Annotated in this window: 18 protein-coding genes; 7 read left to right on the top strand and 11 right to left on the bottom strand. The window is 64.6% G+C overall.

Annotated elements, in window-relative coordinates:
* The first annotated feature begins 1 nt into the window (after position 1).
* A complete protein-coding gene (locus ASD67_RS11700) occupies positions 2-1,081 on the top strand; it encodes a serine hydrolase domain-containing protein (RefSeq protein ID WP_235535664.1) in 1,080 nt (359 codons plus the stop codon).
* Here the strand turns inward: ASD67_RS11700 and ASD67_RS11695 are convergent.
* From ASD67_RS11695 to purF, 3 genes are all read right to left on the bottom strand, one after another.
* Positions 1,071-1,481, bottom strand: coding sequence for a hypothetical protein (locus tag ASD67_RS11695; RefSeq protein WP_056347369.1), 411 nt, complete (start codon positions 1,479-1,481; stop codon positions 1,071-1,073). The genes ASD67_RS11700 and ASD67_RS11695 overlap by 11 nt on opposite strands.
* 64 nt (positions 1,482-1,545) lie before the next feature.
* Complete coding sequence (locus ASD67_RS11690; RefSeq protein WP_056347367.1) at positions 1,546-2,280, bottom strand: SDR family NAD(P)-dependent oxidoreductase; 735 nt, start codon at positions 2,278-2,280, stop codon at positions 1,546-1,548.
* Between the two features lie 4 nt (positions 2,281-2,284).
* Complete coding sequence (gene purF, locus ASD67_RS11685) at positions 2,285-3,742, bottom strand: amidophosphoribosyltransferase (protein ID WP_056347365.1); 1,458 nt, start codon at positions 3,740-3,742, stop codon at positions 2,285-2,287.
* Positions 3,743-3,863: 121 nt separating this feature from the next.
* Between purF and hisI the strand changes: the two genes are divergently transcribed.
* The 5 genes from hisI (at position 3,864) to ASD67_RS11660 (ending at position 8,680) form a co-directional block, all read left to right on the top strand.
* A complete protein-coding gene (gene hisI / locus ASD67_RS11680) occupies positions 3,864-4,238 on the top strand; it encodes a phosphoribosyl-AMP cyclohydrolase (protein ID WP_056347363.1) in 375 nt (124 codons plus the stop codon).
* On the top strand, positions 4,231-4,758 hold the full coding sequence (locus ASD67_RS11675) for a hypothetical protein (RefSeq protein WP_056348439.1): 528 nt from the start codon (positions 4,231-4,233) through the stop codon (positions 4,756-4,758). The genes hisI and ASD67_RS11675 overlap by 8 nt, the downstream gene beginning before the upstream one ends.
* A gap of 64 nt (positions 4,759-4,822) precedes the next feature.
* Positions 4,823-5,254, top strand: coding sequence for a MerR family transcriptional regulator (locus tag ASD67_RS11670; RefSeq protein ID WP_056347361.1), 432 nt, complete (start codon positions 4,823-4,825; stop codon positions 5,252-5,254).
* Between the two features lie 66 nt (positions 5,255-5,320).
* Positions 5,321-7,123, top strand: a complete 1,803-nt coding sequence (locus ASD67_RS11665; RefSeq protein WP_056347359.1) for an acyl-CoA dehydrogenase C-terminal domain-containing protein — start codon at positions 5,321-5,323, stop codon at positions 7,121-7,123.
* 54 nt (positions 7,124-7,177) lie between these two features.
* Complete coding sequence (locus tag ASD67_RS11660; protein ID WP_056347357.1) at positions 7,178-8,680, top strand: phospholipase D-like domain-containing protein; 1,503 nt, start codon at positions 7,178-7,180, stop codon at positions 8,678-8,680.
* Between the two features lie 108 nt (positions 8,681-8,788).
* Here the strand turns inward: ASD67_RS11660 and ASD67_RS11655 are convergent, their stop codons facing one another.
* The 5 genes from ASD67_RS11655 to ASD67_RS11640 form a co-directional block, all read right to left on the bottom strand.
* Entirely contained in the window at positions 8,789-9,640 is an 852-nt protein-coding gene (locus ASD67_RS11655) for an HpcH/HpaI aldolase/citrate lyase family protein (protein ID WP_056347354.1), read from the bottom strand.
* 87 nt (positions 9,641-9,727) lie between these two features.
* On the bottom strand, positions 9,728-10,177 hold the full coding sequence (locus ASD67_RS11650; RefSeq protein ID WP_056347351.1) for a MaoC family dehydratase: 450 nt from the start codon (positions 10,175-10,177) through the stop codon (positions 9,728-9,730).
* Positions 10,177-12,018 (bottom strand): acetyl/propionyl/methylcrotonyl-CoA carboxylase subunit alpha, encoded by a 1,842-nt coding sequence (locus tag ASD67_RS11645; protein ID WP_056347350.1) that lies wholly within the window; start codon positions 12,016-12,018, stop codon positions 10,177-10,179. The genes ASD67_RS11650 and ASD67_RS11645 overlap by 1 nt, the downstream gene beginning before the upstream one ends.
* The gene (locus ASD67_RS23090) at positions 12,015-12,410 is read right to left on the bottom strand and encodes a hypothetical protein (RefSeq protein ID WP_156377693.1); all 396 of its coding nucleotides are present in this window, start codon (positions 12,408-12,410) and stop codon (positions 12,015-12,017) included. Before ASD67_RS23090 ends, ASD67_RS11645 begins: the two co-directional genes overlap by 4 nt.
* Before the next feature lie 52 nt (positions 12,411-12,462).
* On the bottom strand, positions 12,463-14,061 hold the full coding sequence (locus ASD67_RS11640) for a carboxyl transferase domain-containing protein (protein WP_056348437.1): 1,599 nt from the start codon (positions 14,059-14,061) through the stop codon (positions 12,463-12,465).
* 150 nt (positions 14,062-14,211) lie between these two features.
* Here ASD67_RS11640 and ASD67_RS11635 point away from each other — a divergent pair, with 150 nt between their 5' ends.
* Positions 14,212-16,296 (top strand): M13 family metallopeptidase, encoded by a 2,085-nt coding sequence (locus tag ASD67_RS11635; protein ID WP_056347348.1) that lies wholly within the window; start codon positions 14,212-14,214, stop codon positions 16,294-16,296.
* A 142-nt stretch (positions 16,297-16,438) separates the two neighbouring features.
* Here ASD67_RS11635 and ASD67_RS11630 read toward each other — a convergent pair whose 3' ends face one another.
* Genes ASD67_RS11630 through ASD67_RS11620 form a run of 3 tightly spaced genes read right to left on the bottom strand, consistent with a single transcriptional unit; the run spans position 16,439 to position 18,287 of the window.
* Positions 16,439-16,720, bottom strand: coding sequence for a hypothetical protein (locus ASD67_RS11630; protein WP_056347346.1), 282 nt, complete (start codon positions 16,718-16,720; stop codon positions 16,439-16,441).
* On the bottom strand, positions 16,717-17,067 hold the full coding sequence (locus ASD67_RS11625; RefSeq protein ID WP_056347344.1) for a hypothetical protein: 351 nt from the start codon (positions 17,065-17,067) through the stop codon (positions 16,717-16,719). Before ASD67_RS11625 ends, ASD67_RS11630 begins: the two co-directional genes overlap by 4 nt.
* A 53-nt stretch (positions 17,068-17,120) precedes the next feature.
* The gene (locus ASD67_RS11620; protein ID WP_056347342.1) at positions 17,121-18,287 is read right to left on the bottom strand and encodes an isovaleryl-CoA dehydrogenase; all 1,167 of its coding nucleotides are present in this window, start codon (positions 18,285-18,287) and stop codon (positions 17,121-17,123) included.
* Between the last annotated feature and the right edge of the window lie 331 nt (positions 18,288-18,618).

Genomic DNA, 18,618 nt, shown 5'->3' with positions numbered 1-18,618 from the left:
TGTGCTGTTCTGGACCCAGGATCAACGCGACGCCGCTTTTCGCACGATGGAGACGGTGCCCAAGGTGGTGGTCAACACCGTTGAAGCCGGAGGGCCGGTCTATCCCTTGCCGCAGGGCAAGCCGCTCGATATCGGGGCCGATGTCGATGCCTATATGGGCAAGCAGCGCAATGCCGGGCTGGTCATTGTTCAGGACGGTAAGATCAGGCTCGAAAAATATGCGCTCGGCTATAGCGCCGCGGGCCGTTGGACGAGCTTTTCGGTCGCCAAGAGCTTCACCTCGACGCTGGTCGGTGCTGCGGTGAAGGACGGCTATATCAAGAGCCTCGACGACAAGGTCACCGTCTATATCCCCGGGCTCAAGGGCTCGGCCTATGACGATGTCTCGGTAAAGCAACTGCTTACGATGACTTCGGGCGTCAAATGGAATGAGGATTATACCGATCCCAAATCCGATGTGGCGCAGTTCAACCTGCAGAAACCGGTGGCGGGAGAAGACATCACCGTCAGCTATATGAAGACCTTGCCGCGTGAAGCGCCTGCGGGGTCGAAGTGGGTGTACAAGACCGGCGAGACCAATCTGATCGGGGTGCTGGTGTCGAGCGCGACGGGCAAGACGCTGTCCGCCTATCTGTCGGAGAAGGTCTGGAAGCCGTTCGGCATGGAGCAGAATGCGGTGTGGATGCTCGGGCCGACGGGGCATGAGATCAGCGGCTGCTGCATGTCGGCGAGCCTCAAGGATTATGCACGTTTCGGCCAGTTCATCCTGAACGGCGGCGTTGCGGGCGGGCAGAAGGTCCTGCCCGACGACTGGATCGCGTCGGCCACGACCAAACAGACGGGCATCGACATCCCGGGCCGCGGCTATGGCTATCAATGGTGGACCAACGACGACGGCAGCTTCGCCGCGCAGGGCATCTTCGGGCAGGGGATCTTCATCGATCCCAAGCGCAAGCTGGTGATCGCGTCGAACGGCAACTGGCCGACCGCGACCGATCCCGAGGGCGTCGGCGCGGCGCGCGAGGCGTTTTACAAGACGGTGCAGGCGGCCGTCGACAAGGACGCCGCGGTCAAGCCGTAGCCGGGGTCGCGAAGCCCGTCGCGCGCTGCGCAAGCCAGGCAGCGGCGGCGGGGACGAGTACGGCCAGGGCAAAAATCCACCATTCGTCGACGGGCGAAGAGGCGCGGTAGATGGCCGCGCCCATCACCGCGCCGGCGACGATCCAGCCGGCGCCAGTGCCTGCCGACACCCGCATGGCGAGCCATCCGCCGGCGAAGGTGCCGACGAACCAACCGATGATCAGCGCGATCGTCGTGCCAAGCGGTGCCTCGATTTCCTCGGCGGAAACATCATAGACCGCCGTGTCATAGCCGGCGGGAAACAGGCTCGCGCTGGCATATTGGAAGAGCAGGATGAGGCCGAACGCCACGACGATGCCGACGATCGTTGCAATCGCCGATCGAATAAGTCCGCTGGTCATTCCCGAAACCTTCATGAAAACCCGTATCGAACGGACATCCTAGGTCGCGAAAGCAAATATCGCGTTAAGCCTCCGCCATCACCTTGGGCAGCGCATGAAAGGCGGTGCTGTCGAAGCCGTCGATCATCAGTCGCGCGACAAAGGCGCCGACCGCGGCGGGGTCCTTGATGCTCTGCGGGTCTTCGCCGGGATAGGCGCGCGCACGCATCTGGGTGCGGGTGCCGCCGGGGTCGAGGATCGCGGTGCGCACGGTCGAGATATTGCGCATCTCGGCGCCATAGCTGGTGATCAACGTTTCGAGCGCCGCCTTGGTCGCGGCATAGGCGCCCCAATAGGCGCGCGGTTCGCGCGCCACGCTGCTCGACAGCGCGAGGACGCGACCGTTGGCGGCGCGGCGCAGCAAAGGGTCGAAATTGGCGATCAGCGCCTGCTGTGCGATCAGGTTGAGCGTCAGCAGCTTGTTGAATTCCTTGCCGTCGATTGCGCCGACCGGGGTCAGCGTGCCGAGCATCGCGGCGTTGAGCACCAGCATGTCGAGCTTCTGCCAACGTTCGGCCATCGCACTCGCCAGCCGGGCGATGCTGTCACCGTCGGTGAGGTCGAGCGGCGCGATCGTGGCGCTGCCTCCGGCGGCATGGATGCGGTCTTCGAGTTCTTCGAGTCCGCCCGCGGTGCGCGCGGTGATGACGACATGCGCGCCGCGCGCCGCCAGCGCTTCGGCGATCGCTTCGCCGATGCCGCGGCTTGCCCCGGTGACGAGCGCGACCTGGCCCGCCAATTCTTCAGACTGAATATGCATGGTGTCAGACAACTCGTTCGGCGAGCAGGGAAAATTGATCTTCCAATCCATGCTCGTCGAAATCGGTGAGCGTGGTCGGATAGTCGCCTGTAAAGCAGGCATCGCAATATTGCGGCGCCCGGTCGCTGCGTTCGGCCTCGCCGAGCGCGCGATACAGGCCGTCGATCGAGATGAACGACAGGCTGTCGGCGTTGATGAAATTCGCCATCTGCCCGACCGTCATCTGCGCCGCGAGCAGCTTGGCGCGCTCGGGGGTGTCGACGCCATAGAAACAGCTGTGCTGGGTCGGCGGGCTGGCGATGCGCATATGCACCTCGGTCGCGCCGGCATCGCGCATCATCTGGACGATCTTGAGGCTCGTCGTGCCGCGCACGATCGAATCGTCGATCAGCACGACTCGTTTGCCCGCGATCAGCGCCTTGTTCGCATTGTGCTTCAACTTGACGCCAAGGTGGCGGACCTTGTCGCCCGGCTGGATGAAGGTGCGGCCGACATAGTGCGAGCGGATGATCCCCAGTTCGAACGGAATGCCCGATTCCTGCGCATAGCCGATCGCCGCAGGGGTGCCCGAATCGGGGACCGGGATGACGAGGTCGGCCTCGACCGGATTTTCGCGCGCCAGTTCGGCGCCGATCGCCTTGCGCACCGAATAGACGCTGGTGCCGTCGACGATCGAATCGGGACGCGAGAAATAGACATATTCGAAGATGCACGGGCGCGCGGGACGCTCGGCAAAGGGGCGGTGCGAGGTGAGTTCGCCGTCGCGGATGATCACCAGTTCGCCGGGGTCGACCGAGCGCACGAAATCGGCGCCGACGACGTCGAGGGCGACGGTTTCGGAGGCAAGGATGAAGGCATCGCCGAGCTTGCCGATGACGAGCGGGCGGATGCCGAGCGGGTCGCGGCAGCCGATCATGCCCTCGGCGGTCAGGCAGATCAGCGAATAGGCGCCTTCGACCTGTTTCAGCGCGTCGATGAAGCGGTCGAGCAGGGTGCGGTAGTTCGACGTCGCGACGAGGTGGATGATCACCTCGGTATCGCTGGTCGACTGGAAGATCGAACCGCGGCGGACGAGAATCTTCTTCAGCGCCGTCGCGTTGGAAATATTGCCGTTGTGCGCGACGGCAAAACCGCCGGTCGACAGGTCGGCGTAGAGCGGCTGGACGTTGCGCAGCGCGGTTTCGCCGGTGGTCGAATAGCGGACATGTCCGACCGCCGAGGCGCCGGCGAGCTGGCGCATGATGTCGTCGCGGTCGAAATTGCCCGCGACATGGCCCATCGCGCGGTGGGTATGGAACTCCCTGCCGTCGAAGCCGGTGATGCCCGCGGCCTCCTGGCCGCGATGCTGGAGCGCGTGGAGGCCCAGCGCGACGACTGCGGCCGCGCTTTCGGCGCCGTGAATACCAAAGACGCCGCACTCCTCACGGAGCTTGTCGTCATCGAACGGGTGTGTGGTGAGCATTTTTGTCCAGCTGTGCGGGGCAGTGACTGCGGCGCATATAGGGAGGGGAATCGCAATTGTCGCCCCCCCAATTTGGACTCTTGCGTGACAGTTGCATTTGTCCTGCTCTAAAGCGCCTTTCATGACCGATATCCGTGATGCCACCGACCGCTTCGACCCGCGTTTTGATTCCGCCGGACTGGTGACGGCGATCGTCACCGATGCGGACAGCGGGATTTTGCTGATGGTGGCGCATATGAACCATGACGCGATCCGGCTGACGCAGGAGACGGGGCAGGCGCATTTCTGGTCGCGATCGCGTAAGGCCTTGTGGCGCAAGGGGGAAACCTCGGGCAACGGGCTGGCGATGGTCGAAATGCGCGTCGATTGCGATCAGGACGCGCTGTTGCTCCGCGTCACCCCCGCGGGGCCGGCCTGTCACACCGGGCGGCGATCCTGCTTCTATCGCCGCGTCGAAAGCGATGGCCGGCTGACCTTCCTCGACGATGATGCGTAAGTTCGGCTGCGCGCTGTTGCTGCTGCTCGCGGCCTGCGGGCGGCCCGCGCCCGAGGCCGCCGAGGGCGCCGATAGCGGCAATCCGCTCGAGATCGCGGCGCGCGAACGCGGGATCGTCCGGCCCGAGGCGACCGACCTGACCGGCGTGTTCGAGCGACGCCACGATCTGGGCCGCGACGCGATGTGCGTCGTCCCCGACGGCGCCGACCGCTGGCGCTTCGCCGTCACCGCCGCCTTCGGCCCGGGCCTGTCGTGCGAGGCGAGCGGGCGCATCGTTCGCGATGGCGAGGGTTGGCGGCTCGATTTTGCCGGCGTGGAGGGCTGCAGCGCATTGGTTCGCGAGGAAGAGGATGAGCTGCAACTGCCCGGCGAGCTGCCGTCGCAGTGCGACAAGCTCTGCCCCGAACGCGCGTCGTTATCGGGTCTGCGCCTGCCGCGTGCGAGCTGGGCTGAGGGCGATGCAAGACGCTTGCAGATGAAGGACAAGCGCGGCAATATGATCATGCCGTGCGGCGCCTGATCCACCGGTTTCCTTCCGCTCCGCCAGCCTTGACGTTCACGTCAACGGAAACTATTCTCCTCCGATGACCGACGATTACGGCCACGCCCACATCGATACGCCCGATCACCTCGGCCGCGAACAGTTCAGCATCACCGACCTGTCGTCGGAGTTCAGCGTCACCGCGCGTGCGCTGCGCTTCTATGAGGATGAGGGGCTGATCAGCCCGTCGCGCAAGGGGTTGTCGCGCATCTATTCGAAGCGCGACCGGGCGCGGCTTGCCTGGATTCTGCGCGCCAAGCGCACCGGTTTCAGCCTCGCCGACATTCGCGAGATGATCGACCTTTACGACGTCGGCGACGACCGCAAGACCCAGCGCCAGGTGACGATCGAAAAATGCCAGGAGCGCATCGCGTTGCTCCGCAGCCAGCGCGACGACATCGACAGCGCCGTCGATGAACTGTCACGCTTCATCGACATGGTGAAAAAGGTCGACGCGCGCCAAAAGGCGAACTGACGCTCGACAATCCAGCCTCCCCGGGCAAGACATGATACCAACCCCTGTTTTGCAGAGAGAATTCGCATGCCCGTCTATCGCGCGCCCGTCCAAGACACGCTGTTCCTGATCAACGAAGTGCTCGGGATCGAGCGCTACGCCAATTTGCCGGGCTTCGCCAATGCGAGCCCCGACATGGTCGAGGCGGTGCTGACCGAGGCGGGCAAGTTCTGCGAAGAGGTGCTGTTCCCGATCAACCTGTCGGGCGACCTCGAAGGCTGTACGCGCCACGAAGACGGCAGCGTCACCACCCCGGCGGGTTTCAAGGAGGCGTATAAGGCCTATTGCGACGCCGGCTGGACGCTGCTGACCCAGCCCGAAGAGTTCGGCGGACAGGGCCTGCCGCACGTCGTCGGTTTCCCGGTCGAGGAATATCGCATGGCGGCCAATCAGGCGTTCGCCATGTACCCCGGTCTGACCCAGGCCGCGGTCGCCGCGATCCTCGTCAAGGGATCGGACGAGCAGAAGGCCATCTATGTCCCCAGGATGATTTCGGGCGAGTGGGGCGGGACGATGAACCTGACCGAGCCGCACTGCGGCACCGACCTCGGCCTGATCCGCACGCGCGCGGTGCCCAATGGCGACGGCAGCTATGCCATCACCGGCACCAAGATCTTCATCTCGTCGGGCGAGCATGACCTGACCGGCAATATCATCCACCTCGTGCTGGCGAAGACCCCCGATGCGCCCGACAGCGTCAAGGGCATTTCGCTGTTCATCGTCCCCAAATATCTGGTGAACGAAGACGGCTCGCTCGGCGATCATAACAAGCTGCTGTGCGGGTCGATCGAGCACAAGATGGGCATCCACGCCAATTCGACCTGCGTGATGAATTACGACGGCGCGACCGGCTGGATGGTCGGCGAGGAGAATAAGGGGCTCGCCGCGATGTTCGTGATGATGAACGCCGCGCGACTGGGCGTCGGCATCCAGGGGCTGGGGCAGGCCGAGATCGCGTTCCAGAACGCGGTGCAATATGCGCAGGACCGTCGCCAGGGCCGCGCGCTCACCGGCCCGCAGGACCCGCAGGAAAAGGCCGATCCGCTGTTCGTCCACCCCGACGTGCGCCGCATGCTGATGGACGGCAAGGCGACGGTCGAGGGGCTGCGCGCCTTGTGCCTGTGGGGTGCGCTGCAGGTCGATCTGGCGCATGTCGCCGAGACCGAGGAGGAACGCCAGCAGGCCGACGACATCGTCAGCCTGCTCACCCCCGTGATCAAGGGCTATGGCACCGACAAGGGCTATGAGGTCGCGACCAACGCGCAGCAGGTGTTCGGCGGGCACGGCTACATCGAGGAAACGGGCATGTCGCAATATGTCCGCGATGCCCGCATCACGATGATCTACGAAGGCGCCAACGGCGTGCAGGCAATGGACCTTGTCGGGCGCAAGCTGGCGCAGAACGGCGGGCGTGCGGTGCAGGCGCTGTTCGCGGTGGTCGACGGCGAATGCGCGCGGGCGAAGGACGTGCCCGAGCTCGCCGATTTCGCCGAACGCCTCGAAAAGGCCAATGGCGAACTCAAGGCCGCGACGATGTGGTTCATGGCGAACGGCATGGCCAACCCGAACAATGTCGGCGCCGGGGCGCATCATTATATGCACATCATGGGTATCGTCGCGCTCGGGTCGATGTGGCTGATGATGGCCGAGGCGGCGCAAAAGGCGCTGGTCGAGGGGCGCGGCAACAAGCCGTTCATGGAAGCCAAGCTGGTCACCGCGCGTCATTTCGCCGAGCGCTTCATGCCCGACGCGGGCGCGCTGCGCCGCAAGATCGAGGCGGGCAGCGAGGCGATGATGGCGTTGACGCCGGAGCAGTTCCACGCTGCTTGATGGCGTCTTTGCAGGTCGGGGCAACCAAAGCGGTTGCGGTGCGTCTCAGCGACCATGAGCGAGGGCGCGCTTTCCCCGATCGTTGTCGAAGGCCGCAATTGCTGGCGGATCGAACGCGCCGACAAGGCGCGCATGATCGTCGATGCCGCCGATTATTATGCGCTGCTCAAAGAGTTGATGGCGGGTGCGAAGGAACGCATCCTGCTGATCGGCTGGGACTTCGATCCGCGCATCGCCCTATGCCCCGACGAGAAGGGCGAGGGCGAGGCGCTCGGCCACTATCTGCTGCGGCTGGCGCATGATGCCCCCGATCGCGACATCGACATCCTGCGATGGAATTTCGGCGGACTGAAGCAATATCTGTCGCCCGCCATCGTGACGATGATCGCGCGCTGGAAACTGACGCGCTCGATCAGCTTTCGCATGGACAGCGCGCACCCGTTCGGGTGCAGCCATCACCAGAAGGTCGCGGTGTTCGACGATCATCTGGCGGTATGCGGCGGCATCGACGTCGCCGCGCGCCGCTGGGATACGCGCGACCACTCAGACGAAGACCCGCGCCGCACCGATCCCGACGACAAACCCTATATGCCCTGGCATGATTCGACGATGATCCTCGCCGGGCCGGTCGGCAATGCGCTGGCCGAACTGGGCAACGAGCGGTGGCAGCGCGCGACCAAGAAGCCGTTGCGCGAGGTGAAGGGCGACGGAGAGAATTGGCCCGAGACGCTCGAGGCCGACTTCTTCGGGGTCGATGTCGCCATTTCGCGCACCCGCGCCGAATATGACGGCTATGAGGAAATCCGCGAGATCGAGCAGCTCTATCTCGACATGATCGCGGCGGCGCAGCGCTTCATCTATTTCGAAAATCAATATTTCACGAGCGCCAAGATCGCCGCGGCGATCGCCGAGCGGCTGAACGAGGACGATCCGCCCGAATTTGTGCTGGTGATGCCGAAGCAGGCCGACGGCTGGCTGGAGCAGATGGCGATGGACGCCGCGCGGGTCCAGCTGGTGCGCGAGATCGCCAAGGCGAAGCATGGCGACCGGCTGCGTGTCTATGTCCCGCATACCGAGGGGGGCGAGGCCATCTATGTCCATGCCAAGACCGCGATCGTCGACGACCGGATGATCCGCGTCGGGTCGGCGAACATGAACAACCGCTCGATGGGGCTCGACAGCGAATGCGATGTGACGATCGATGCCGCGTTGGCGGCGAACACCGGGGTTGAGCCGACGATCCGCCGTCTGCGTGAGTCGCTGATCGCCGAGCATCTGGGGGTCGAGCCGAGCGAGGTCGGCCGCGCGTTCGAAGGCAGCGGGTCGCTGGTTACGGCGATCGAGGCGTTGCGCGGGAGCGAAGGGCGGACGCTCGAACTGCTCGACCTGACCAAACCGGGGCCGTTCGACCAATATATCGCCGAGCATGAATTGCTCGATCCCGAAAGCCCCGACGCGATGTTCGATGCGATCCCCGAGCGCGGGATGCGCAAGAACTGGCACAAGGGCAAGGCCTGGATCAGTCGGCACCGGTCGTTCGGGCGCAGATCCGACTAGCCCCTGCCGTCATTGCGAGCGAAGCGAAGCAATCTCCAGCTTTCGTCCGGTGTCAGCCGAGAGCTGGAGATTGCCGCGTCGCCTTCGGCGCCTCGCAATGACGAAATGCTAATCCGCCAGCGACAGGATATGCCGCGCCTGCTTTAGATGCGGGGCATCGACCATCTTGCCGTCGACCTGCAGCACCCCGACGTCGGGATTGGCGGCAAAGGCGTCGACGATCGCCTGAGCCCGCGCGACCTCGTCGGAGGCGGGGGTGAAGGCGGCGTTGATCGGGCCGACCTGCGACGGATGGATCGCCATCATGCCGGTGAAACCGTCGCGCCGCGCGCGGGCCGCATAAGCGGCGAGGCCGGCCTCGTCCTTGATCGCGGGGAAGACCGTGTCGATCGCGGCGGTGCCCGCGGCGTGCGCGGCGAACAGGGTCATCGCACGGGCGACGTCATAGGGCGCGGTATAGCTGCCGTCGGCTTCGCGGCTGGTCGTCGCGCCGATCGCGGCGGGCAGGTCCTCGGCGCCCCAGGTCAGTCCGACGAGCCGATCCTTCACTTCGCGGTAGCTGCCGAGGGTGAAGAGGGCGGCGGGGGTTTCGGTGGCGATCGGCAGGATCGCTGGTAGCGAAGCGTCGCTTGCCGACTCGCTGCGCATGATGGTGTCGAGTTGCTGGATGCTGGGGGCGCCTTCGGCCTTGGGCAGCATGATCGCGTCGGGGCGCGCGGCGATGATCGCGGCGACGTCGGCGGCGGTCAGATGGCCGTCGAGCGGATTGACGCGCACCAAGGTGATCACCTCGCGGGTGCCCGCCAAATAGTCGGCGATCGCGTGGCGGGCAGCATCCTTGTTCGCGAGCGACACCGAATCCTCGAGGTCGAGGATGATCGCGTCGGCGCCCGAGGCGGCGGCCTTGGCGAAGCGTTCGGGCCGGTCGCCGGGGACGAAGAGGAGGGAGCGGAGTCTCATGCCATCACCTATGCCGTTCGTGTCGAGCGAAGTCGAGACGCGCGAAGGGCAAACGGTTCTCGACTTCGCTCGAACCGAACGGAAAAATCAGTTCTTCTTCTTGATCAGCGCGGAGCGTTCGCACTGGCAGACGCTTTCTTCGCGCTGGTTGATCGCGCGGTGCAGGAAGGTCACGATACCCGCATTCGGCCGCGATTTGGACTCCTTGAGACCAACGACTTCGGATTCGGCGCGAAGCGTGTCGCCGATGAACACCGGCTTGGGCATGACGAGCTTGTCGTAACCAAGGTTGGCGACCAGCGTGCCGAGCGTCGTGTCGCCGACCGACAGCCCGACCATCAAGCTGAAGGTGAAGGTGCCGTTGACGAGGATCTGGCCGAATTCCGACGTCTTTGCCGCCTCGATGTCGAGGTGCAAAGGCTGCGGATTGTGCGTCATCACCGTGAACAGCAGATTGTCGGTCTCGGTCACCGTGCGGCGGATCTCGTGCGCCAGCGTGTCGCCGACCGCCCATTCGTCGAAATATTTGCCGGCCATCAGCCTTCTTCCTTCTCGATCCGCACCAGCAGCGCTTCGACCTGCACTTGCGCGCCGGCCACCGCATTGAGTTCGGCGACCACCCCGTCGAAGGGCGCGGTCAGGCTGTGCTCCATCTTCATCGCTTCGAGCGTGAGCAGTTTCTGCCCCTTGGTCACCGTGTCGCCCGCAGCGACCTCGACCGCGATGATCTTGCCGGGCATCGGCGACAGGATCGCGCCGTCGCCTGCGGCCCCGCCTGTGCCGCCCGCCGCACGCCAGGGGGTGAGCTGCCACACCGATCCCGCTTCGGCGACGAGCATCGCGGGGGCGGGTTCTTCGGTGCCGGGGCCGTGGAGCATCACCTCGACGCGCTTGCCGTCGAGCAGGAAGGGCGCGCTGCGCACATCGGGCGCGTTGAGGCGGAAACCCGCCTGCAGGACACGCGGCGTCATCGCCATCGCGGCGTTGGTCAGCGCCTGCGCCGACGGCTCGGGCTCGGCGGTCATGCTGTCGCCGTCGCGGCCGATCAGCCCGGTATCGACGCTGCCCGCGACGAAATCGGGGTGGTCGAGCGCATTGATCAGGAACGCCGAATTGGTCTTCACCGGCCAGATCGCGCTGTCCTCCAGCATCTCGGACAGCAATTCGCGCGCTTCCTCGCGGTCTTCGCCCCAAGCGATGACCTTGGCGATCATCGGATCGTAGAAGGGCGAGACCTCGGCACCCTCATAGACGCCGGTGTCGACGCGGCCGATATGCTCAGGGAGCTGGAACAGTTCGAGCGTGCCGATCGAGGGCAGGAAGCCTTTCGCCGGATCCTCGGCATAGAGCCGCGCTTCCATCGCCCAGCCGTTGATCGCGAGGTCGTCCTGCGCCAGCGGAATCGGTTCACCCGATGCGACCCGGAGCTGCCATTCGACGAGGTCGACGCCGGTGATCTCCTCGGTCACCGGATGCTCGACCTGGAGCCGCGTGTTCATTTCCATGAACCAGATGCGGTCGGCGCGCAGGCCTTCCGAGGCGTCGGCGATGAACTCGATCGTGCCGGCGCCGACATAATCGACCGCCTTCGCCGCGCGCACCGCGGCGTCGCAGAGGTCGGCGCGCGTCGCTTCATCCATGCCGGGGGCGGGGGCTTCCTCGATCACCTTCTGGTGGCGGCGCTGGAGCGAGCAGTCGCGCTCGAACAGGTGGACGACGTTGCCGTGGGTGTCGCCGAAGACCTGCACCTCGATATGGCGCGGGGTCAGAATATATTTCTCGATCAGCACATGGGCGTTGCCGAACGACGCCGCCGCCTCGCGCTGGCACGAGGCGAGCGCGTCGAAGAAATCGGCCGCGGCGTCGACCTTGCGCATCCCCTTGCCGCCGCCGCCGGCGACCGCCTTGATCAGCACGGGGTAGCCGATTTGCCCGGCCTGTTCGGCGAGGAAGGCGGGGTCCTGATTTTCGCCCATATAGCCCGGCGTCACCGGCACCCCGGCTTCGGCCATCAGCTTCTTGGCGGCATCCTTCAGGCCCATCGCGGTGATCGACGAAGGCCTGGGGCCGACCCACACGAGCCCGGCATCGGCGACAGCTTGCGCGAACTCGGCGTTTTCGGACAGGAAGCCATAGCCTGGATGGATCGCCTCGGCGCCGGTGGCTTTGGCGGCGGCGATGATCTTCTCGCCGATGAGATAGGATTCGCGCGCCGGCGACGGCCCGATATGCACCGCCTCATCGGCCTCGCGCACATGCAGCGCCTTCGCGTCGGCGTCCGAATAGATCGCAACGGTACGGATGCCCATCTCGCGCGCGGTGCGGATGATACGGCAGGCGATTTCGCCGCGATTGGCGATGAGGAGGGATTGGATCATAGATCTAGCATCTCGTTCAGGGAGCGCCACTGAATGCGTGCGGGTGGTGCTTGCCGATTTAGAAAAGAAACGAACACATCGGCGGCGTCCTTCAATAGGAACCACTCGTCCGACTTCATCGTAATGTCTCCGGCTCCGGTGCTAATTTTCGCCCCATCCGCGTATTTTGGCGACGGTGTGTCTTGAAACGCGCGCTCGTGAATCGGAGGCGCGACCTGTCGTCTCTCGAGAACGCACCACGGACGGCTACCGGCAACCTGTACATAGTTCCCGGTCTCGTCTGCCAGCGACACGAATGATGTGCCCGATCGTGCAAGCTCTAACACAGCCTGACGGACATCATCCTCAGTTGGATTGCTCAGTGGCGAGAGCCCTTCGCCTTCGAGCGTCATCGTTGCCGGACCGGGCGATTTTGAGAATAGTTTGCCAAACAATCCCATGGGATCACATCCGGAACACGCCGAAGCCGCGCTCTTCGACCGGCGCATTCAGCGTTGCCGAAAAGGCCAGCCCCAGCACGTCGCGCGTCTGCGCCGGGTCGATGATCCCGTCGTCCCACAATCGCGCAGTCGCGTGATAGGGGTTGCCTTCATCCTCATATTTCTGCCGGATAGGGGCCTTGAAAGCTTCGGCCTCCTCGGGCGTCCATTTGTCGGCGTCGCGGTGCACCGTCGCGAGCACGCTTGCCGCCTGCTCGCCGCCCATCACGCTGATCCGCGCATTGGGCCAGGTGAACAGGAACCGCGGTGAATAGGCGCGTCCGCACATGCCATAATTGCCCGCGCCGAAGCTGCCGCCGATCAGCACGGTGATCTTCGGTACCGTTGCGGTCGCGACCGCCGTCACCAGCTTGGCGCCATGTTTCGCAATGCCTTCGGCTTCATACTTCCCGCCGACCATGAAGCCCGAGATGTTCTGGAGGAAGAGCAGCGGGATGCGGCGCTGCTGCGCCAGCTCGATAAAATGCGCGCCCTTGACCGCCGACTCGCTGAACAACACGCCATTGTTGGCGAGGATCGCGACCGGGATGCCCCAGATATGCGCGAAGCCGCAGACGAGCGTACTGCCGTAATTCGCCTTGAACTCGTGAAATTCGCTGCCGTCGACGATGCGCGCGATCACTTCGTGCACGTCATAGGGCGCGCGCACGTCTTGCGGGACGATGCCGTAGAGCTCCTCGCCGTCATATTTGGGCGGGCGCGGGTCCTTGATCGCGACGTCGAAGCCCGCGTCGGTTCCCAAATGGCTGACTATGTCGCGGACGATCGTCAGCGCATGTTCGTCATTCTCGGCGAGATGGTCGACGACCCCCGATTTCTTCGCGTGCAAATCGCCGCCGCCGAGGTCCTCGGCGCTGATTTCCTCGCCCGTCGCCGCCTTCACCAGCGGCGGGCCGGCGAGGAAGATCGTGCCCTGGTTGCGGACGATCACCGTCTCGTCGCTCATCGCGGGCACATAAGCGCCGCCCGCGGTGCAGCTTCCCATCACGCAGGCGATCTGCGGGATGCGCTTGGCGCTCATCGTCGCCTGGTTGAAGAAGATGCGCCCGAAATGGTCGCGGTCGGGAAACACCTGATCCTGATGCGGTAGGTTCGCGCCGCCGCTGTCGACGAGATAGATGCAGGGCAGGCGGTTCGCCTCGGCAATCTCCTGCGCGCGAAGATGCTTCTTCACCGTCAGCGGATAGTAAGTGCCGCCCTTCACGGTGGCATCGTTGCACACGATCATGCACTGGCGCCCCGACACGCGGCCGATGCCGCAGATCAGCCCCGCGCCGGGCACTTCGCCGTCGTAGAGGTCGTTCGCGGCCAGCTGGCCGATTTCGAGGAAGGGCGAGCCCGGATCGAGCAGCCGCTCGACGCGCTCGCGCGGCAGTAGTTTGCCGCGGCTGGTGTGGCGCTCGCGCGACTTTTCATTGCCGCCCAGCCCGGCTTCGGCAACGCGTGCTCGCAGTTCCTCCCGCAGCGCGATATTGTGTGCGGCATTGGTGCGATAGGCTTCGCTATCGGCGTTGATCATGGTTCCGAGGACCGGTGCGCTCACGTCCATTACTCTCCCGTTCAGAAGGGCGGAGTTAGCCGGTCGCTCGTCGATTGGAAAGCGCCGCACGCCGAAATCGGTTGGCGTTGAAACCATCGGCACACAGGCGTATCGCTTCGGCATATTTTTGAAACAGACAAGGTCCTTCCCCCCATGAAGCATCCCATCCTCGCCATCCTGCTGTCCACCGCGGCGATCCTCGGTGGCCCCGTTGCCTGCACCAGCGGCAAGGAGGCGAGCAGCGCCGCCTATACCGTCGGCACCGAACTCGGCATCAACAAGGCGGCGATGGACACCGCCGCCAAGCCGGGCGACGACTTCTTCGCTTACGCCAACGGCAATTGGGCGAAGACCACCGAGATTCCGGCCGACCGGTCGAACATCGGCGCTTTCTATGTGGCGCAGCTCGAAACCGAAAAGCGCAACCGCGAACTGGTCGATGCGATCGTCAAGGGCGCGCCGGGCGCGGACAGCAACAATTCGCGCATCGCGGCCTTTTATCGCGCCTATGTCGATACCAAGGCGATCGATGCTGCGGGCATGAAGCCGGTGGCGGCCGACATCGCGCGCTTCGATGCGATCGCCGACAAGGCGGCGCTGTCGAAGATACTGGGCGAACAGACGCGCGCCGACGTCGACCCGCTCAACGCCACCGACTTCAACACCGAAAACCTGTTCGGCATTTTCGTGACGCAGGGGCTTGCGACGCCGGGCGACGTCATTCCCTATGTGCTGCAAGGCGGGCTGGGTTTGCCCGAGCGCGAATATTATCTGTCCGCCGATCCCAAGATGGCGAAGATCCGCACAGAATATCAGGCCTATATCGCCAGGCTGCTGACTGCCGCGGGGCAGGCCGATGCCGCTGCGAAGGCGAAGCGCATCTATGACCTCGAGGTCAAGATCGCGAAGGCGCATGTGTCGCGCGAAGACAGCGAGGATTTCGCCAAATCGTCGGGCGTGTGGAGCAAGGCCGATTTCGCGAAAAAGGCCCCCGGCATCGACTGGTCGGCCTATCTGGCGGGTGCCGGACTCGACGGGGCCAGCAAGTTCGGCGCCTATCACGCGGCGGCGATCACCGGCCTGTCCGCGCTCGTCGCATCCGAACCGCTCGACGCGTGGAAAGACTGGCTGGTTTTCCACCAGATCAACACCCACAGCGACGTGCTGCCGACCGCGGTCGACAACGTCCATTTCGCCTTTTACGGCACGACGCTCGCCGGCACGCCGCAGCAGCGTGCGCGTGACAAACGCGCGCTCGACGCGCTCGATACCTATCTCGGCGATGCGGTCGGCAAGGCCTATGCCGACAAATATTTCCCCGCCTCGGCGAAGGCCGAAGTCGGCGACATGGTGAGCAATATCAAAGGTGCCTTTGCCAAGCGGGTCGAGGGCATCGACTGGATGGCGCCAGATACCAAGAAAGAAGCGATCAAGAAGGTCGAGACGATCGTCGTCGGCGTCGGCTATCCCGACACCTGGCGCGATTATGGCAGCTACACGGTCGGCAACGATGCCTATGCCAATGTCGTCGCGGGCGAAAAGGCCGAGACCGCGCACCAGTTCGCCAAGATCGGCAAGCCGATGGACAAGGGCGAATGGTGGATGGTGCCGCAGACGGTCAACGCCGTGAACCTCCCGGTCCAGAATGCGCTGAATTTCCCCGCCGCGATCCTGCAGCCGCCTTTCTTCAATCCCAAGGCCGACCCCGCCTATAATTATGGCGCGATCGGCGCGGTGATCGGACATGAGATCAGCCACAGCTTCGACAACAATGGCGCCGCGTTCGATTCGACTGGCGCGCTGCGCAACTGGTGGACCCCGGCCGATCTCGCGAAATTCAACGCGGCCGGCGCCGCGCTCGCGGCGCAGTTCGACACCTACAAGCCGTTCCCCGACCTTGCGATCAACGGCAAGCTGACGCTGGGTGAGAATATCGCCGACGTCGCGGGCTTGCAGGCCGCCTATGACGCGTATCGCGCCTCGCTGAACGGCAAGGAGGCGCCGGTGATCGACGGCTTCACCGGCGACCAGCGCTTCTTCATCGCCTATGCGCAGACCTGGGCGACCAAGATGCGCGACGAGGCGCTGCGCGCGCGCGTCGCGACCGACGGCCATGCGCCGGGCATGTACCGCGCGCTGACGGTCCGCAACCTCGACGCCTGGTACAAGGCGTTCGACGTGAAGGAAGGCGACAAGCTGTATCTGGCACCCGACAAGCGCGTGCGGGTTTGGGGGTAAAATACCTCAACGGTCTGGAGCGGCCCAAAAGATCCTCTCCATCGCGGAGCGTTGGNGTTTCGACGTCGGCGCCATTACCCCTCCGTCAGCGGCTGCGCCGCTGCCACCTCCCCATCGCTTCGCGTGGGGAGGATCTTTGGCGCTACTCTTCTTGGGCTGGCTCCACCCCCGGCTTTTCCTTCAGGATCAGATAACGATAGACCCCAATCGCGTTGATGATCAGCAGCGCGATATTCTGCCACCCGATGCCCTCGCTATCGGGTTGCAGAAAACCCCACGCGACCAGCGCGATGCTGCTCGTGACGAACACCACGAACGCCCAGCCGGTCCAGCGCCGCCCAAGGTTGAGCGACACCACCAGCGCCGCCAGCGTCGCCGCGCCGGCGCCATAATATTGCATCGCGGTCAGCAGCGTGTCGTTCAAGCCCAGGCTCCGATCAGCGCCAGCACCCCGGATCCGGCCAGAAAGGGCCAGATGATGTGCCGTCCACCGGTACACGCGGCGTTGACCAGTCCGGTTCCCAGCCAGCCGATGCCGAGGACGATAATCAGCCCGCGCGGGGTGCCCGGCCAGGCGACCGTCGCCGCCGACAGCAGCATCAGCACCGCCATCGCGTGCCACGCGAAGCGAAAGACCTTGCGCGGCAGGTCGGCGAGCAGGATTCCGCGCTTGATGCGCAGCAGCGGCTGGATCAGCCGCTTTTCGCCCAGGATCGAATGGGTGAGGGCCGATGCGACCATCGCCGCGGCGGCAAGCCATAGCCAGTTCACGCGCCGCGTATCCCGCCGCCAATACCCCTCATTTAGCCCCCCTTCGGCTGGTCTCAGCCCGCTCCAATAAGCTCCCGGCCGATCAACATACGGCGAATTTCGTTCGTTCCGGCGCCGATGTCGAGCAGCTTGGCGTCGCGCCAATAGCGTTCGACCGGCCAGTCCTTGGTGTAGCCCGCGCCGCCCAGCGCCTGGATCGCTTCGCCCGCGACCTTCACGGCGTTCTCGCTCGCCAGCAAGATGCAGCCCGCGGCGTCGAAGCGCGTCGTCTGGCCGGCGTCGCAGGCCTTGGCGACGTTGTAGACATAGGAGCGCGCCGACTGGAGCATCACATACATGTCGGCGACCTTCGCCTGCATCAGCTGGAACGATCCGATCGGCTTGCCGAACTGCTTGCGCTCGCGCACGTAGGGAATCACGGTGTCGAGGCACGCCTGCATGATGCCGAGCTGAAGTCCCGCGAGCACGACGCGTTCATAATCGAGCCCTGACATCAGCACACCGACGCCGCCATTTTCGGGGCCGATCACCTGCTCTTCGCTCACTTCGCAATCGTCGAACACCAGTTCGGCGGTCGGCGAGCCGCGCATGCCGACCTTGTCGATCTTCTGGCCGATGCTGAACCCCGGCATGTCCTTTTCGATCAGGAAGGCGGTGATCCCGCGCGACCCCGCCTCGGGGCTGGTCTTGGCATAGACGACGAGCGTGTCGGCGCAGGTCGCGTTGGTGATCCAGAATTTGGTGCCGTTGAGGACATAGCCGCTGCCCTTCCGCTCGGCCTTGAGCTTCATCGACACGACGTCGCTGCCGGCGCCGGCTTCGGACATCGCAAGGCTGCCGACATGCTCGCCCGAGATCAGCTTGGGGAGATATTTCGCCTTTTGTTCGGCATTGCCCCAGCGGCGGATCTGGTTGACGCACAGGTTAGAATGCGCGCCATAGCTGAGCCCGATCGCGCCCGAAGCGCGCGACACTTCCTCGACCGCGATGACATGTTCGAGATAGCCGAGCCCCAGCCCGCCATAGTCTTCCTCGACGGTGATGCCGTGCAGGCCAAGGTCGCCCATCGCGGTCCACAGTTCGTCGCGCGGGAACCAGTCCTCGGCATCGGCCCTGGCCGCGAGCGGCGCGATCTTGTCGTCGGCGAAGCGCGCGGCGCTCTCGCGGATCATCTCGGCATTGTCACCGAGCGCGAAATCGAAATCGGGGGTGGCGCGCATATGTTCCTCTATCTGCTTGTCGTTGCGACTAGCAGGAAGGTGCCGCAAACAGAAGGGGATGCACAAGCCAGACTATTTTGCCGCAAAGCCCATACTGCTTGCCTGTCGGCGGGCCGAGTGGCTAGGGGCGATCGGCGCGGACGGTCGTCCGCGTGGCTCCCATTTGGGAATAGTCTACGCCGGATAGGCGCTTATGTCGCCGATCCAGCGCCATCGAATAAAGAGGAACCGGAGCTTGTCGTCTCCCACGCCGCAAAGTTCATCGAACCTGACCCATCTTGACCGCTTGGAGTCGGAGGCGATTCACATCATGCGCGAGGTGCTGGCGGAT

The organism is Sphingopyxis sp. Root1497 (assembly GCF_001427085.1).
In the GTDB taxonomy this organism is placed as follows: Bacteria; Pseudomonadota; Alphaproteobacteria; order Sphingomonadales; family Sphingomonadaceae; genus Sphingopyxis.
This window is presented reverse-complemented; position numbering and strand designations above follow the sequence as displayed.